Annotated in this window: 12 protein-coding genes; 6 read left to right on the top strand and 6 right to left on the bottom strand. The window is 69.0% G+C overall.

Annotation, left to right across the window (positions count from 1 at the left end):
• Positions 1–127 (bottom strand): ATP-binding cassette domain-containing protein (locus tag QSK36_RS42000; RefSeq protein WP_285786299.1); only part of this gene is annotated, 127 nt, incomplete at its 3' end.
• Between the two features lie 345 nt (positions 128–472).
• Positions 473–1813, bottom strand: coding sequence for an ROK family transcriptional regulator (locus tag QSK36_RS41995; protein ID WP_285786297.1), 1341 nt, complete (start codon positions 1811–1813; stop codon positions 473–475).
• Positions 1814–2055: 242 nt separating this feature from the next.
• Between QSK36_RS41995 and QSK36_RS41990 the strand changes: the two genes are divergently transcribed.
• The 6 genes from QSK36_RS41990 (at position 2056) to QSK36_RS41965 (ending at position 12106) form a co-directional block, all read left to right on the top strand.
• On the top strand, positions 2056–3339 hold the full coding sequence (locus tag QSK36_RS41990; RefSeq protein ID WP_285786296.1) for an ROK family transcriptional regulator: 1284 nt from the start codon (positions 2056–2058) through the stop codon (positions 3337–3339).
• Between the two features lie 187 nt (positions 3340–3526).
• Positions 3527–8776 (top strand): ThuA domain-containing protein, encoded by a 5250-nt coding sequence (locus tag QSK36_RS41985; protein ID WP_285786295.1) that lies wholly within the window; start codon positions 3527–3529, stop codon positions 8774–8776.
• 140 nt (positions 8777–8916) lie between these two features.
• On the top strand, positions 8917–9552 hold the full coding sequence (locus QSK36_RS41980; RefSeq protein WP_183542082.1) for a hypothetical protein: 636 nt from the start codon (positions 8917–8919) through the stop codon (positions 9550–9552).
• 96 nt (positions 9553–9648) lie between these two features.
• Positions 9649–10752 carry a COG1470 family protein gene (locus QSK36_RS41975; RefSeq protein WP_285786294.1) on the top strand — a complete coding sequence of 368 codons (1104 nt, stop codon included), beginning with the start codon at positions 9649–9651 and terminating at the stop codon, positions 10750–10752.
• Positions 10753–10931: 179 nt separating this feature from the next.
• The gene (locus tag QSK36_RS41970; protein WP_183542078.1) at positions 10932–11552 is read left to right on the top strand and encodes a hypothetical protein; all 621 of its coding nucleotides are present in this window, start codon (positions 10932–10934) and stop codon (positions 11550–11552) included.
• Complete coding sequence (locus tag QSK36_RS41965; RefSeq protein WP_285786293.1) at positions 11549–12106, top strand: hypothetical protein; 558 nt, start codon at positions 11549–11551, stop codon at positions 12104–12106. Before QSK36_RS41970 ends, QSK36_RS41965 begins: the two co-directional genes overlap by 4 nt.
• A 111-nt stretch (positions 12107–12217) precedes the next feature.
• Here the strand turns inward: QSK36_RS41965 and QSK36_RS41960 are convergent, their stop codons facing one another.
• The 4 genes from QSK36_RS41960 to QSK36_RS41945 all read right to left on the bottom strand — a co-directional run bounded on the left by QSK36_RS41960 (position 12218) and on the right by QSK36_RS41945 (position 17154).
• Positions 12218–13681 carry a glycoside hydrolase family 10 protein gene (locus tag QSK36_RS41960; protein WP_285786292.1) on the bottom strand — a complete coding sequence of 488 codons (1464 nt, stop codon included), beginning with the start codon at positions 13679–13681 and terminating at the stop codon, positions 12218–12220.
• A gap of 442 nt (positions 13682–14123) precedes the next feature.
• Positions 14124–15677 (bottom strand): acyl-CoA synthetase, encoded by a 1554-nt coding sequence (locus tag QSK36_RS41955; protein ID WP_285786291.1) that lies wholly within the window; start codon positions 15675–15677, stop codon positions 14124–14126.
• Positions 15678–15808: 131 nt separating this feature from the next.
• Positions 15809–16267: a MaoC family dehydratase gene (locus QSK36_RS41950; RefSeq protein WP_285786290.1), complete on the bottom strand. Its 459-nt coding sequence runs from the start codon at positions 16265–16267 to the stop codon at positions 15809–15811.
• The gene (locus tag QSK36_RS41945) at positions 16264–17154 is read right to left on the bottom strand and encodes an amidohydrolase family protein (protein WP_285786298.1); all 891 of its coding nucleotides are present in this window, start codon (positions 17152–17154) and stop codon (positions 16264–16266) included. The genes QSK36_RS41950 and QSK36_RS41945 overlap by 4 nt, the downstream gene beginning before the upstream one ends.
• Positions 17155–17164 lie beyond the last annotated feature (10 nt).

The raw sequence follows: 17164 nt of genomic DNA, 5'->3' as shown, positions 1-17164 counted from the left end.
TCTTGATGAGCGTGGACTTCCCGGCGCCGTTCTGGCCGAGCAGGCAGTGCACCTCGCCGGCCCTGACCTCAAGGTCCACGCCGTCCAGCGCGCGTACGCCGGGGAACTGCTTGACGATCCCCCTCATTTGGAGCAGAGATGACGAGTCGGATGGTGACCGCGGCACAGGAGCCTCCCTGGAAAACTTGCGGCCGTGGTCCCGCCCGCCTGACGGCGCCGGCTGGCACCGCCGCGACGGCATCGAGGTCGGCGTCATCGATGCCGGTGCGGCTTCCGGACGGCCGATCAGGCGGGCGGGACGTTCTGGGTGGGAAAAGGGCATGTGGGTTCCCGTCCGCCTGACCGCATGCGCCATGGCCGCGGCACCGGGATGGGCGGGGATGTGCCGAGGCGTGTGGAACGGGACGGTCAGGCGGACGGGATGTCTAGATTCGGCAGGCGATAGGTAGGGACCGCGTGGCGGACACGCGGGTCAGGGTGAGTGGGGCAATCGGGCCATCGGGGTTCCCTCGATCACCCCGATGGCCGGGGATGTTCGGACCGTGATGCTTGTGGGGTCGGAGTGTGCACGTTCGACGACGACTCCGGCCGCGCCGCGTGAGGCGGCGCCGAAGCCGAGGTCGGAGGCGGCGAACCGGCAGCGCTCGACGGCGCCGCTCATGCCCAGGCGTGCCAACTCCTGCTCCGCCGCGGGGATCAGCCGGTCGGCGAGCCTGGCGAAGTACCCGCCCAGCACGATCACCCGCGGGTTGAAGAGGTTGATCAGCATGGCCGCCCCGATTCCGAGCCACCGGCCCACCTCCACGGCGGCGGCGTCGACGCGCGGGTCTCCTTCGGCCCGCCGCTGCTCGATCTCGGCCAGCCGCTCCTCTGGGTCGCGGACGACCTGGGGGCCCGTGCCGTACGCGCGGTCGGGTGTGGCCATGCGCACCAGCGCGGCCAGCCCGACCTTGGTCTCCCAGCAGCCGATGCGGCCGCAGCGGCACCGCTCGCCGGACGGATCGACCATGACGTGGCCGACCTCCCCGGCGAATCCGTCCGCTCCGCCCAGCAGCCGGCCACCGGCGATGACTCCGCCGCCGACGCCCACCTCGCCTGTGAGGTAGACCAGGTCGGAGGTGCCCGCCGCGACGCCCGAGGTGTACTCGGCCAGGGCGGCGAGGTTGGCGTCGTTGTCCACCGTGACGGGGATGTCCCCACGGATGTCGGCCTGGGACAGCCGGTCCGCCACCGCCACCCCGCGCCAGCCGAGATTGGGGGCGACGACCACGGTGCCGGTTGTGGTGTCGATCAGGCCGGGGATCGCCACGGTGATCCCGGCCAGAGCGATCCCGAGCCGGTCGAGATCGGCGACGGTCTTCTCGATCACGCGGACCAGCTCGTCCAGTGAGCGTTCCGGGCCGGATCCCATGGCGTCGAAGCCGATGCGCCGGTCGATGAGCACTCTGCCGGCCAGGTCGGAGGCGATCGCGGCGATGTAGTCGACGTTGACTTCCACGCCCAGGGCGCCGACCCGCGATCCGTCCATGACGAGCGCGACACTCGGGCGGCCGACGGAGCCCGCGTGCTGCGGCCCCGTCTCCTTGACCAGTCCGCGTGCCTGCAACTCGCTCACCAGGCTGGTGACGGTGGTCTTGTTCAACCCGGTCGCGACGGCGACGGCCGACCGGGAGCACGGGCCGTATGTACTCACGTGACGCAGCACCAGGGCGAGGTTGGAACGGCGCACGGTGGCCTGGTCCGCGGGAACTCCCGCGGACCCGCCGCGACTCATCGAGTCGGTCGTGTGGCCGTCGGCCCTGCTGTGCTCCACGCCGCTCCTCAATTAGTTCGCATGGCTGGCCGAATTAAAGACAGCGAGTCCCGGGTGAGGCAAGAGTGAAACCGGTTGCAGGTTACGTAACGTTACGATAACCGTGTCCGGAATGGGCTCCGAAGTGCACAAATGCGAGCGATGCCAACTCGTTACGCATTTCGGGGGTGCGCAGCCGGACATCCTCGTGTTACAACCCTCATTAATTGATCTCAGAGACAAACAAAAGGCAGGTGGCGCGGGTGACGAAGGAGCCGCAACTCACCCGCGCTCCGGGCGGCGCGGCTCCGCCGGCGGGTCCGGCCGTGCTGCGCAGGGCGAACCTCTCGCTGGTGCTGCGCGAGCTGCGCGACCACACCTCCCTGTCCCGTGCCGACATCGCAGAGGCGACCGGCCTGCACCGGGCCACCGTCTCCAACCTCATGGCCGAACTCCTGGAACGGCGTCTCGTGCGGGAGGTCGGCGTCGAGCACGTGGGTGCGATCGGGCGTCCCAGACGGGCGGTGGCGCTGCACGGCGCCCACGTCGGCGCCCTGGGCATGGAGATCAACGTCGACTACATCGCGGTCCACGGCACCGATCTCAGTGGCCGGGTCCTGGTCGAGCGCCGGGTGGTCTACGACACGATGGGCAGCGGCCCGGACAGTGCCGTGCGCCGGCTCGGGCTCGTGGCCAAGGAGGCCGTGGAGGCGATGCGGCGGGCCGGAGCGGTCCCCGCCGGCATCGCGGTGGCCGTCCCCGGACTGGTGGACGTGACACGCGGAGTCGTGACGCTCGCGCCGAACCTCTACTGGCACGACCTGCCCCTGGCCGACCAGCTGAGCGCCATACTCGGCCCGCTGAACGTGCCGGTGCGGGTGGACAACGACGCCAACCTCGCCGCGCTGGCCGAATACACCTCGGGCATCGCCGCCGGCACACCCGACCTGGTCTACCTCACCGGCGAGGTCGGCGTCGGCGGCGGCATCATCTCCGGCGGCAAGCTCCTGCGCGGAGCGGATGGATTCTCCGGAGAGGTCGGGCATCTGCGGGTCGACCCGAACGGCGACCAGTGCGGCTGCGGCCGCATCGGCTGCTGGGAGACCAAGGTCGGCCTGGCCGCGCTCGTCCGCGCGGCCATGCCCGAGCAGGCGTACGGGCTGCCCGGCATGCCCGTGCCCGACCCCGGTGAACGAGTGGCCGACATCGCCAGAGGCCTGGCCTCGGGCGACCGGCGGATGATGATGGCGGTGGCACAGGTCGGCGAATGGCTCGGGCTCGGCGGCTCGATCCTGGCCAACCTGTTCAACCCGCGAGTGATCGTCATCGGGGGCTACTTCGCCTCACTGGCCCAGTGGCTGCTGCCGCACGCGCAGGATCAGCTACAGCGGCTCGTGGTGGCGGCTCCCGCCGCCCAGTGCCGGTTCGTCGCCTCCACGCTCGGCTTCGGCGCCGCGTCCCGCGGCGCCGCGAGCATGGTGGTCAACCACATCATCGACGACCCGGCGGCGATCATGGATCCATTACCCCGGCCGGCAGCCTACTGACGGCCCCCAAAGACCTGGAGACGGCACCCTCCAGCAACCGAAATATCCGCTACGACCAAGTGGCAATAAGCGCGGCGGCGCGCGCCTTGCCTGACGTCCCCCCGGTCAGGAAGGGTTTTCCATGTCTCCACGTCAGCGAACGTGGGCCAGGCCGCACAATGCGGCCCTGCCAGAAAAAGGACGACGTATGAGACGTCGGACCGCGGCGACGATGGCCCTGGCCCTCGTCGCCCCCGTCATCACGCTCTTCTCGGCGCCCGTGAGCGCCGAGGCCGCCACGACGGCGGCGGCGCCCGACTTCAAGGTGCTCGTCTTCTCGAAGACCACCGGCTTCCGGCACGACTCGATCCCCGAGGGCATCGCGGCCGTGCAGAAGCTCGGCCAGGAGAACAACTTCGCGGTCGACACGACCGAGGACAGCACCCAGTTCACGGACGAGAACCTGGCGCAGTACCAGGCCGTGATCTTCATGTCCACGACCGGCGACCCCGTCTCCACCCAGGAGCAGAAGGACGCCTTCCAGCGGTACATCGAAAAGGGCGGCGGTTTCGTGGGTGTCCACGCCGCGGCCGACAGCGGGTACAACTGGGCGTGGTACGGCAAGCTCGTCGGGGCGTACTTCAAGCAGCACCCGGCGATCCAGCAGGCCACGGTGAAGGTCGAGGACCCGGCGCACCCGTCCACCAAGGACCTGCCGACGACCTGGACCCGCACCGACGAGTGGTACGACTACCAGACGAATCCGCGTGGCACGGTCCACGTGCTCACGTCGATGGACGAGAAGTCCTACACCGGTGCCACGATGGGCGCCGACCACCCGAACACGTGGTGTCAGGACTACGACGGTGGCCGCTCGTGGTACACCGGCCTCGGCCACCAGAAGGAGAACTACAGCGAGGCGAACTTCCTGAAGCTGCTCCTGGGCGGTATCAAGACCGCCGCGGGTGCGGAGAAGGCCGACTGCTCGGCCTCTCAGAGCAGCAGCTACGAGAAGGTGGCCCTCGACACCGAGACCTCCAACCCGATGATGCTGAACGTCGCCAAGGACGGCCGGGTCTTCTACATCGACCGGCTGGGCGACGTCAAGATCATCAAGCCCAGTGGTGGCTCGGTCCTGGCCGCGCACATGAACGTGTTCACCGCCAACGAGAGCGGTCTGCTCGGCATGGCGCTGGACCCGGCCTTCGACACCAATCACTGGATCTACCTCTACTACTCGCCCAGCGGCTCGGAGAACGTCGACCGGCTGAGCCGGTTCACGGTCAACGGTGACGCCCTGGACCTGGCGAGCGAGAAGAAGATCATGGACGTGCCGGTGCAGCGGGCCGAGTGCTGCCACCACGGCGGCGGCCTGGTGATGGACCCCAAGACCGGCAACCTGTGGCTGGGCACGGGCGACAACACCAACCCCTTCGCCTCCGACGGCTACGCCCCGATCGACGAGCAGTCGGGCCGCTCCAGCTGGGACGCCCAGCGGTCGGCGGGCAACACCAACAGCCTGAGCGGCAAGCTGCTGCGGATCCACCCCGAGGCGGACGGCACCTACACCATCCCGTCGGGCAACCTGTTCGCTCCGGGCACGGACAAGACCAAGCCGGAGATCTACGGCATGGGCTTCCGCAACCCGTTCCGGATCGGGCTCGACCCCAAGACCGGCAACATCATGCTGGGTGAGTACGGCCCCGACGCCAACTCCGCCAGCGCCACCCGTGGTCCGCAGAACACGGTCGAGTGGAACCTGATCTCCAAGCCGGGCAACTACGGCTGGCCATACTGCATCGGCAACAACACCCCGTACATCGACTACAACTTCGCGACCAAGCAGTCGGGGGCGGCGTTCAACTGCGCGGCTCCGGTCAACGACTCGCCGAACAACACCGGCCTGACCAACCTGCCGCCGGTGATCCCGGCGACGATCTGGTACCACTACGCCGCCGACGCGAACAACTTCCCCGAGCTCAGCGGCGGCGCGCCGATGGGCGGCCCGGTCTACCGCTACGACCCGAACGTCCAGTCGAACATCAAGTGGCCGGCGTACTGGGACGGCAAGGCCGTCTTCGGTGAGTGGAACAACAACGCGCTGTGGTCGTTCCAGCTGAACGAGGACGGCTCCAAGCTCGTCGAGATGAACAAGATCATGACGACGCTGAAGTTCCTCAAGCCGATGGACATGAAGTTCGGTCCCGACGGCGCTCTGTACCTGATCGAGTGGGGTTCGGGCTTCGGCGGCGACAACGCCGACTCGGGCGTCTACCGCATCGAGTACACCAAGGGCGTCCGCCCGCCGGTCGCCCGCGCCACGGCCGACAAGACCGACGGCCCGCTGCCGCTGACCGTGCAGTTCTCCAGCGAGGGCTCGCGCGACCCCGACGGCAAGGCGATCACCTACGCCTGGGACTTCGACGGTGACGGCAAGACCGACTCCACCGAGGCCAACCCCTCCTTCACCTACACGACGGCCGGCGAGTACAGCGCCGTCCTGACCATCACCAACCCCGACGGCGTGACCGGCAAGGCGAGCGTGACGATCAACGCGGGCAACAGCAAGCCCGTCGTCAAGGTCGAGGTGCCGCCGAACGGCTCGTTCTTCGAGTTCGGCGACCAGGTGAAGTTCAAGGTCACCGTCACCGACGCCGAGGACGGCACGGTCGACTGCGACAAGGTGCAGATCCAGGCGATCCTGGGTCACGACACCCACGGTCACCCGCTCGACCAGATGAAGGGCTGCGAGGCCACGGTGCAGACCGCCGCCTCGGGCCACGGTGAGTACGACAACCTGTTCTACGCGATCGAGGCCAGCTACACCGACCAGGGTGCCGGTGGGGCCAAGCCGCTGACCGGCCGTGGCCAGGTCATCCTGCAGCCCAAGCGCAAGCAGGCCGAGCACTTCTCGCAGACCGGCCGGGTGACCGGCGGTGTCGGCACGGACGCCGCCGGCGTCCAGATCGAGGACACCACCGACTCCGCGGGTGGCGCGAAGAACATCGGATTCATCCAGGACGGCGACTACTGGTCGTTCGACCCGGTGAACCTGACCAACATCAGCGCGATCCGGCTGCGGGCCTCTTCGGCCGGCGCGGGCGGCACCGTGCAGATCCGCGTCGGCGACCCCGACAACGGCACGCTGATCGGCTCGGCGGACATCACTCCGACGGGCGACTGGCAGACGTTCAAGGACTTCACGGTCGACCTGAACAACGTTCCGACGACCAGCGGCCCGATCTTCTTCGTGGTCCGCAAGCCGGCCAGCGCGGCCAACGACGCCAACCTGGCCAACTTCAACTGGGTCGACTTCGTCGGCAAGGGCGCCACGGAGAACCAGCGCCCGACGGTGACCGCGTCGGCGACCCCGACCACGGGCACCGCTCCGCTGAAGGTCGACTTCACCGCGACGGGCACCGACCCCGAGGGCGACACCCCGCTCACCTACAAGTGGGACTTCGGGGTGAACGGCGCGCCGCAGCCGACGACGGCCAACGCGAGCTACACCTACACCGCCCCGGGTAACTACACCGCGACGGTGACGGTGACCGACGCCAAGGGCGCGGCCACGACCCAGCAGTTCGCGATCAAGGTGAACACGCCGGCCACGGTGTGCTTCAGCGGCCGCTCGGACGACTTCCTGGGCAACCAGCTCGACCGGGACCGCTGGTCGGTGATCCGGGAGAACCAGGACCTGAAGGTCGCCGACGGCAGCCTCATCATCCCGACCTCGGCCACCGACATCTACCAGACGACCAACAACACGCCGAACATCGTCGTGCAGCCGGCTCCCTCGGGCGCCTGGACCGCCACGGCCAAGCTGACGCTGAAGGCGACCGACGCCTACCAGCAGGCGGGCCTGATCCTGTACGGCGACGACGACAACTACGCCAAGATGGTGCTGGAGGGCCGTTCGACCTCCGGGCCGGACCACGCCAGCCGCATCTTCCAGTTCATCCGTGAGGACAAGGGCGCCCCGAACGAGGTCACGGCAAGCAACACCGCCAACCTCGGGGACACCTACCCCGACACGGTGTACGTCCGGTTCATCAGCGACGGCACCAACATCACCGCTCACTACTCCTCCGACGGCACCAACTTCACCGCCATGTCGGAGACCAAGCCGCTCGCCGGGATCACCAACCCGAAGATCGGTTTCATCTCGCTGGCCGGCGCCAACCACCCGGTGACGGACGCGGCGTTCGACTGGTTCCAGATCACGCCGGACGACAAGGCCACCCCGCCGACGCCGGACGACCAGTTCGACGGCACCACGCTCGACAACTGCCGCTGGAACGCCAACGTGCGTTACGACGCGACGGCGGCGCGCGTGAGCAACGGCAACCTGGAGCTCGACACCACGACGGGTGACATCTACGGGACGACCAACAGCGGCCCGAAGAACTTCATCCTGCAGACGGCGCCGAGCGGTGACTGGACGCTGGAGACCAAGGTCGACGGTTCGGCCCTCAGCGAGCAGTACCAGCAGGGCGGCCTGATCGTGTACGGCGACGACGACAACTACGTGAAGTTCGACTTCCTCACCACCAACACCGCAGGGTCGACGGTGGCGCGGACGATCGAGCTGCGCAGCGAGGTCGGCGGCACCGTGCAGAACCCGCAGCCGCAGATCGCCAACCGCACCACCGGGGTGTGGTGGCTGCGCCTGAAGAAGGTGGGAGACAGCTTCACCGGCTCCTACTCCTCCGACGGCACCACCTGGACCGACCTGGCCACCAACGGCACGACCACCGCGGTGAAGAACAGCGCCGTGGCGAACGCGTCGAAGATCGGCGTCTACACCATCGGCACCAACCAGGGCGCGTCCAAGACGGTCAAGTTCGACTACTTCAAGCTGATCAAGGCGGGAAGTGAGGACAAGACCGCTCCGGTGACGACGGCGACGACCGACCCGGAGCAGCCGGAGGGCGGCTCGTTCACCGGTCCGGTCACGGTCACGCTGAAGGCGGTCGACGAGACCGGCGGCAGCGGGGTCGCCAAGACCGAGTACAAGCTCGACGGTGGTGACTGGACCGCCTACACCGAGCCGGTCAAGGTCAGCGGCGATGGGCAGCACACGCTGGCCTACCGCTCGACCGACAAGGCGGGCAACGCCGAGGAGGCCAAGACGCTCACGCTGACGATCTCCACCCCGGCCACGCCCACGGTCAAGCTGACCGTCACCGCCGCCTCGCGCTGCATCGGCACCTCGGCCTACGTGGCGGTCACGGCCGTCAACAACGGCGATGTGCCGGCGACGATCACGCTGACCACCCCGTTCGGGTCCAAGACCGTGGCCGACGTGGCCCCGGGCAAGCAGGCCTACCAGTCCTTCAACACCCGCGCCGGGCACATCGACGCCGGCACGGCGACCGCGAAGGGCACCGCCACGATCGACGGCAAGCAGGTCACCACGTCCTACGACGCCGCCTACACCGCGGCCAGCTGCGGCTGAGCCGCTCACACCGCGGCCGGCCACGGCCGGCCGCACCGGCGGTGACCACGGTCCCCATGACGCGGACACCGCCATAGCACAACCGGGGCCGGCCGGCCGACCAGCCGGCCGGCCCCGCCCCCCATAGATGGAGCGATCACATGAAAATCAACAGGACCACGCAGGTACTGGCCGCGTCGGTGCTCGGTCTCACGCTCGCCGGGGCCGGCATGGCCGGCCCCGCCGCCGCCGACGACAACCCCAGCAGCGGCATCGACGTGTCGGTCAACATCACGCCCACCACCACCCCCGGCCAGCTGTCGATGACCGTGGCCGACAACAACGGCGTCTCCCTGCAGGAAAACGGCTCCGACGCCGCCGCCCGCCAGTTCACCGGCACCCTGCCGACGGTCACGGTCAGCGACACCCGCAAGCCCGAAGACATCCCCGCCGGGGAGTACTGGGCCGTCGTCGGCCAGTCCAGCCAGTTCGTCGCCACCGGCGACACGGCCAAGACCATCGGCCCCGAATACCTCGGCTGGAAGCCGCGCCTGCTGACCGACTCCTCCACCGGGGCGGTCTCGGCTGGTGAGCCGGTCTCCAGTGTCGTCTCCGACGGCACCGGCGCCCCCGAGGTGGGCCTGAAGGGCCAGGAACTGCTGGTGTCCACCGCCAACTCCTCCGACGAGATCGGCACCTCGAAGGTCAACGCCGACCTCGCCCTGCGCACCCCCGTCGACGTCGCCGCCGGCGAATACCACTCCACCCTCACACTGTCGCTGTTCAACCAGTCCTGAACCCGCAGGCGGGACACCACCGCCCACTGTGGACGTCCGGGACCTGTGCCAGCCTGACACACGTCCCGGACACCCACGATGAGACAGGAGACACCAATGCCGACCAAGAGCCGCCCGCGAGGCGCCCCCGCCACCCTCGCCGCCCGCACGGCAGCCGGCCCCCTGAAGGCAGCCGCCGCCGCCCTCAAGGCCGCCGGCGTGACCGTCTTGGTCGCCATGACCACCATAACGACCATGATCAGCGCGGTCGTCGTGGTCGCGTTCGCCGTCCCGGCCGGGGCCGACACCACCTGGTCGGTCGTCCCGGCCGACGCCAACGGCCCCGACGGCCGCAGCGTCATCGACATCGAACTGCCCGGCGGACAGCAGGTCACCGAACACGTCGCGGTCATCAACCGCTCCACAGCGCCCGTCGACTTCGCGATCGACGCCAACGACGGCTACCTCACCGCCAAGGGCTACTTCGACATGCGGCCCTCCGACGCCACACCCGTCGACGGCGGCGCCTGGATCGAAATCCCCGACAAAGTGACCATCGCCGCCGGAGCCACCGCCGTCGTGCCGGTGAAAGTCTCGATCCCGCAGAACGCCACCCCCGGAGACCACCCCGCCGGCGTCACCGCCTCCATCGACACCATCTCCGGCCAGGTCCGCGTCCAAAACCGCGTCGGCGTCCGCCTCAACATCCGCGTGACCGGCACCTTCGTCGCCAAAGTCGCCGTGAGCGGCATCCACACCGCATACACCTGGTCGTGGAACCCCTTCACCCCCGGCACCGTCGAGGTCACCTACACCCTGGCCAACACCGGCAACGTCCGTCTGGCCCCCGACAGCCGCATCCTGACCTCCACCATCGCCGGCCAAAGCGGCTGGGACGACACCTCCGAAGCCAAAGCCAGGGAAATCATGCCCGGCGGGCACCGCACGTTCACCGCACGCGTGACCGGCACCTGGCCCCTGGGATCCATCGGCACCACGATCATGGCGATCCCCTCCCCCGCGGGCAAACCCCTGCCCGGCGTCACCGCCGAACGCATCGCGATCGACACCACCGTCTGGGCGATCCCCTGGCCGCAACTCGCCCTCCTGGCCCTCCTCGCCCTGGCCTTCCTCGCCATCCGCATCACCAGCGCACGCCGCCGCAAGCGCATCGAAAAACTGATCATCCTCAACAGCCGGGGCACCCCACTCGGAGCCTGACCACCAGGACGCGCGGGCGGGAGGAATCCCCCACCCGCGCCGAACCATCCGCGGGCCACCCCCCGGCACGTGGTACGAGGACCCCGTTCAACCGATCACCGACATCCGCCCCTCAGGAGGTGGCGACCATCAACCGACCCAGGCAACCGATGCCGGTCCGGCGTCCGATTTGGGGCCGCGTGCTCGCCCTCACGGTCGCGTTCGCGCTCGGCGCGATCGTCGCCGGCGGTGTGGTGTTCGGAGTGACCCGGCCGAGCTCGATCGAGCAGATGGCCGACCAGATCCGGGCCGAGTCCGCCCTCCGGGACAAGACGCAGATCAAGACCCTGACGGAGCTGGCCCGCACCACGCGGGACCGGCTCGTCCCCGTGCTCGACGGACTGGGCCGGGCGTTGCCCGCCGACGGCACCGCGGGGCCGGCCGTGGTGACCGCCGCCGACGTCGAGACCTGGCGGAAGGCGGCCACCGCGGCCGTCGAAGGCTTCGCCGACCCGCCGTCCGGTGAGACCGCCACCAACGTGGCGAGGTCGAGTCTCGCCTCCGCCGTACGGCAGATCGCCACGACCGTCGACACCTACGCGGCCGCGCGGGACCTCACCGGACCGGGCCGCACCACCGCGATGGACCTGGCCGTACGGCAGCGCGCCGACGCGCTCTTCACCTGGTCGGTCGGAGCCACCGCCCTCGACGCCGTGAACGTCGACGCGGGCTACGGCCACCAGCACGTATTCCTGCCGACATCACCCGGCGAAGGGGACCTCACGCCCGACGCCGAACCCGAGGGGAGTCACGACTCGTGAAAAAGACACTGACATACGTCCTCACCGTCCTCATGGCCGGGCTCGTGCTGATGCTCGGCGCGCCGGCGGCCTCCGCCCACGGCGGAGCGATCAAGTTGGAGGTGACGGGGGACGGCGCCGACAACGTCAACGTGCTGGCGACGTACAAGAAGGACGGCCATCCCGTCACGGAGATCGTCGAGGCGACGCTGACCGCGACCTCGACCGACGGCCGTTCCTTCGGGCCGGCGCCGCTCAGGTCGGCATCCGAGGGCCAGAACGTCTACCACCTCGCCGAGCCGCTGCCGAGCGGCGAGTGGCAGGTCACCGTGACCGCGACCGAGCCCTCCAAGGCGCACGCGACGGTGAGGGTGAAGGCGGGAGACATCGCCGCCTCGCCCGTGGCGGCGACCGGGCCGGCGCAGAACAAGGCCGCGGCGACGGCGACCGTGGCGGACGACGAAGGCGCGATGGGGATGCCCCTCAAGATCGGCATCATCGCTCTCGTGGCGCTCCTCGCCGTCGCGGCCTGGATCGGCCTCGCCTGGCGCAACCGGGCGAGCGCCCGGCACTGAAGGAGTCCCGCGTGATCGGGGGCCGGAGACCGGGACGGCCCTGGACGGCGATCACCACGATGGGCCGGGATGGAGGTCCCGGCCCGATCTCGGTGCCGTCCCGTGACGGGGTCAGGGGCTGGTGCAGGTGACGGCCGGCGTGGCCGCGGTGCCGTTGGCGGTGAAGCCGAAGGTGGTGGACGCCCCGGCCGCGAGGGAGCCGTTGTAGGCGGCGTTGCGGACGGTCACCGAGGAGCCGGACACGCTCTGCATGCCGTTCCACAGGCTGCTGATGGTCTGCCCGCCCGGCCAGGTCCACTTCACGGTCCAGCCGTTGACCGCCGAACTGCCCGCGCGGACCGTGACCTCCGACTGGAATCCGCCCGGCCAGCTGTTGACCGTCGTCAGGGTCGCCGAGCACGCACCCGTGACCGGAGGAGTGGGGCTGGGGCTGGTCGGCGGGGTCGGGCTCGGGCTGACCGGCGGAGTCGGGCTCGGGCTCGGGCTGGTCGGCGGGGTCGGGCTCGGCGAGGTGCCGGGAGCGCTGTTGAGGGCGTTCAGCGCCGCGGTGTAGGCGGGCTTGGGCTGGTAACTGGAGTCCCACATCATGGGGGCGCCATAACCGGGGAACGTCCCGGGGATCCAGGTATGGCCGTCGTCCACGCCCCACTGGGAGACGCCGACGCAGCGGGAGACCGCCAGGCAGGCGTTCACGACCTTGCCGTAGTCGGTGCCCTGCTGCTGCAGTTCGGAAGAGTCGGCCGGCATCGGGATGCGGTCGTCGAGTTCGGTGATGGCGACGTCCAGGCCCAGGTCGGCGAAGCGCTGCATGTTCGCCTGCAGGGACGAGGGAATCTGGCCGACGATGAAGTGGCTCTCGAAGCCGATGCCGTGCAGCGGGACGCCCTGGGACACCAGCGACTGGGCCAGCGAGTAGAGCCCGTTGCTCTTGGCGTTGATGCCCTCGATGTTGTAGTCGTTGATGTACAGCTTGGCGTTCGGGTCGGCGGCGTGTGCGGCCCGCAGCGCGATCGCGAGGTAGTTGGCGCCCATCGCCTTGTAGAACACGTCCTGGCGCAGCGTGCCGTCCTCGTTGTACGGCTCGTTGATGACGTCCCAGGCGTAGACCTTCCCCTTGTAGTGGGTGGCCTCGGTGGTGATGTGGTTCTCCATCACGCCCTGGACCTGGTTCAGCGGCAGGCTGCTGACCCAGGTGGGCAACTGGGCGTGCCACACCAGATTGTGCCCGCGTACCCGCATGCCGTGGGACTGGGCGAAGGAGACGATCTGGTCACCCGACCCGAAGTTGAACGAGCCTCTGGACGGCTCGGTGGCGTCCCACTTCATCTCGTTGCCGGGGGTCACCATGTCGAACTGGGCCGCGGCGAGGTTGACCTCGGCGCTGATGCCGAGGTCGCCCCGCGTCAGCGCGGTGCCGAAGTACCGCCCCTTGGCCTCGGCCGACGCCTTCAGCGTCGACGCCGCCTGCGCGGGCATCGCCAGGCCGACCGCGACGGCGGTGGCCGCGGCCAGAACGGCGGCCAGACCGCGGACGCGGCCTCGTGACCGATCCGACGAATGGTTGGGCGGTTTCATCTCAGCCCTCCAGTGGTGATTCGGATGCTGTCTGCGGACATGGCACGCGGGCGCAGGGACGAGACCGGCGGCCTGCGGCGCTCCCGTGACCGGATCTCGGCTCCGCACCCATGCGGGGAACGACCATCGATTGTTAGCGCTAACAATCTGGCTTCTCAACGTTCCCTCAGCCCGATGGTGGTGAGCGGAGCAAATACGACACGGACCGGCCCGTCAAGAACGTGACCGTGCCCTTCCGCAAGGGCTTCGCCCCTTACCTACCGTTCCACCACCGCAGACTCGCCCCGGCCCACTTCGTACGCGCGCACCCGTCGCTGAAACATTCATCACCCGCGGAGCCGGTGCACATCACCACCGTCCCGGTCTCACCTGGCGCGGAAAACGTCCCGGCCGGGTGTATCGGCGCCGCCGCAGTCGCGATCTTCCTGAACGCGGGCCGTGGTCATGCCGGAGAAGTGGAGCTGCCGGCGTTCGGCAGCGGGAGGCGTCGCAGGTGGAGTTTCTGGATCTTTCCCGAACCCGTCTTCGGCAGGTCATCCGTAATGTCGAAATAGACCGGCATTTTGTATTTGGCCAGGCGAGAGCAGAGAAACTCGCGCAGCTCATCGGCGGTGACACTCGCGCCGGGGCGGAGCACCACGAACGCGCGGCCGACCTCACCCCATGTGGCGTCGGGTACGCCGAGCACGGCGACCTCGGCGATGGCCGGATGCTCGAAGATCGCTGCCTCGACTTCGGCCGGGTAGACGTTCTCCCCGCCCGAGATGTACATGTCCTTGACCCGGTCGACGACGTACAGGTGCCCCTCCTCGTCCAGAACGGCGACGTCGCCGGAGCGGAACCAGCCGCCGTCGGAGAACGCGGCGGCGGTCGCCTCCGGGTTGCGCCAGTAGCCGGGGGTCACGTTCGGCCCCTGGATGAGCACCTCACCCGGCTGTCCCACCGCCGCGTCCGTGCCGTCGGGCTGGACGACCCGCACATTGGCGAAGAACACCGGCACTCCTGCCGAGCCCACCTTGCGCACGCTCTGGCTGGCCTCGAGGAAGGTGGCGCCGGGAGCGGTCTCGGTGAGCCCGTATCCCTGGCAGAACACCAGGCCCCGTTCCTGGTAGGTGCGGATCAGCGCGGCGGGGATCGCCGCGCCCCCGGACATCAGGGTACGCAGCGAGGACAGGTCCGCGCCCGCGAACCTGGGCGACCGGGCGAACGCGGCGAACATCGTGGTGACCCCGAACATCCAGGTGACCTCGTACTTCTCCATGAGGTCGTAACACTCGTCCACGTCCCACGACGGCATGATCACCGAGCATCCGCCCTTGAGGAAGGTCGGCAGCAGGGTCTGGTCCAGGGCGGCGACGTGGAAAAGCGGCGCGCTGATCAGCGTCACCTCGTCGCTGGTGACATCGACGCCGAGCAGGAGGTTGAAACAGTTCCACACAAGGTTGCCGTGGGTGAGCATCGCGCCCTTGGGCCGCCCGGTCGTACCCGAGGTGTAGAGGATGAGCGCCGTGTCCTCCAGCCGCACAGGCGTGTCGATCGGGGTGGGATCGCCCTCCGCGAGCCAGGTCTCGTAATGCCGCTCCCCCGGCCCCGGAGCGCCGAGGGCGACGACCTGCCGGAGGGGAGCCGCGGTGTCCTGCGGGAGGGCTCGGACCACCTCGGTGCACTCGGGCGCGTAGACCAGGACCGCGGCGCCCGAGTGGTCGAGCATGTAGCCGATCTCGGGCGCGGCCAGACGGAAGTTCAGCGGCACGAAGATCGCCCCGAGCAGGTGCGAGGCGAACATCGTCTCGACGAAGGCGACGTGATTGCGGCCGAGGTAGGCGACCCGATCACCGGCCCGCACCCCCGTCGCACGCAACCGCGACGCCAGCCGTGTCGTCCGTTCGTGAACCTCGGCGTAGGTGAAAGGCCGGTCCGCGAAGATGAACGCGGTCCGGTCCGGTGTCATCTGGGCCCGGCGGGCGGGCCACCCTCCCAGTCCGGCGTTGCGCATCGGTGTTCGACCTCCTGTGAGCTGGGGGATCAGGGAAGGCGTCAAGACCGAGCAGGCACGACAGCTCGGAATCGTCGACGAGGCCGACCTGGGAGTCGACGGCGGCGCCGAAAACGGCGCCCGCTCACGGCTCAGGCGTAGTGCCGGTAGATCGCCCGGGCGACGCAGGCCGGCTTGTTCGCACCTTCGGTCTCGACGGTGAAGTCGAGCAGCATCTGGACGCCGTCGCCGGGGACGTCCTCGACGGAGGCGACGGCGGCGGCGAGGCGGATCCTGCTGCCGACCTTGACCGGGCTGGGGAAGCGGACCTTCTCCAGGCCGTAGTTGATGCTCATCTTCACGCCCTGGATGTCGAGCAGTTCGTTGAACAACGGGATGACCAGGGACAGGGTGAGGTAACCGTGGGCGATCGGGCCGCCGAACGGGCCGTCCGCGGCCCGCACGGGATCGACGTGGATCCACTGGTGGTCGTCGGTGGCGTCGGCGAAGGTGTTCACCCGGTCCTGGGTGATCTCCAGCCAGCCGCTGTGGCCGAGATCCTTGCCGGCCAGCGCCCTGATCTCGTCGAGCCCGTAAGCCGTGGTGGTCATGCGTCTGTCGTCCTCTCCTGCGTGCCGAGCCCGAGCAGGCGTACGGCGTTGTCCTTCAGGATCTTCGGGCGGACCTCGGGCTTGATCTCGAGCTTGTCGAAGTCGGCCAGCCAGCGGTCCGGGGTGATCACCGGATAGTCGGAGCCGAAGAGCACCTTGTCCTTCAGCAGCGTGTTGGCGTACCGCACGAGCTGCGGCGGGAAATACTTCGGCGACCACCCCGACAGATCGATGTAGACATACGGCTTGTGCGTGGCGACGGCCAGCGCCTCGTCCTGCCACGGAAACGACGGATGGGCCAGGATGATCCGCAACTCGGGGAAGTCCACGGCCACATCGTCCACCAGCATGGGATTGCCGTACTTGAGCCGGATCCCGCCCCCGCCGGGGACGCCCGCGCCGATACCCGTCTGCCCGGTGTGGAACAACGCCGGAACGCCCAGCTCCTCGATCGCCTCATACAGCGGGTACGCCATCCGATCGTCGGGCGCGAAGCCCTGGATGCTCGGGTGGAACTTGAACCCGCGCACCCCGTACTCCTGCACCAGCCGCCGCGCCTCGCGCACCCCCGCCCGGCCCTTCCAGGGATCGACACTGGCGAACGGGATCAGCACGTCCGGGTGCTCCGCGCAGCTCTCCGCCACCTCCTCGTTCGAGATGCGCGGGTGCCCGGTGGCATGCTCCGCGTCGACGGTGAACACCACCGCGGCCATCCTCCGCTCACGGTAGTACGCGGCCATCTCCGCGATGGTCGGCTGCCGGTGCCCGTGGGCCTTGAAGTAGTCCTCCGAGGCGCCGAACAGCTCCGGGCTCAGCGAGCCGTGCCCGTCCTTGGAGATCTCAGCGTGCGTGTGCACGTCGATCGCGACCAGATCGGCGACGTTCATGACCGCCATG

The sequence above is a fragment of the Microbispora sp. NBRC 16548 genome, from assembly GCF_030268985.1.
In the GTDB taxonomy this organism is placed as follows: Bacteria; Actinomycetota; Actinomycetes; order Streptosporangiales; family Streptosporangiaceae; genus Microbispora; species Microbispora catharanthi.
Note: the sequence above shows the minus strand (reverse complement) of the source record. Positions and strands in the feature narration are given on the sequence as shown.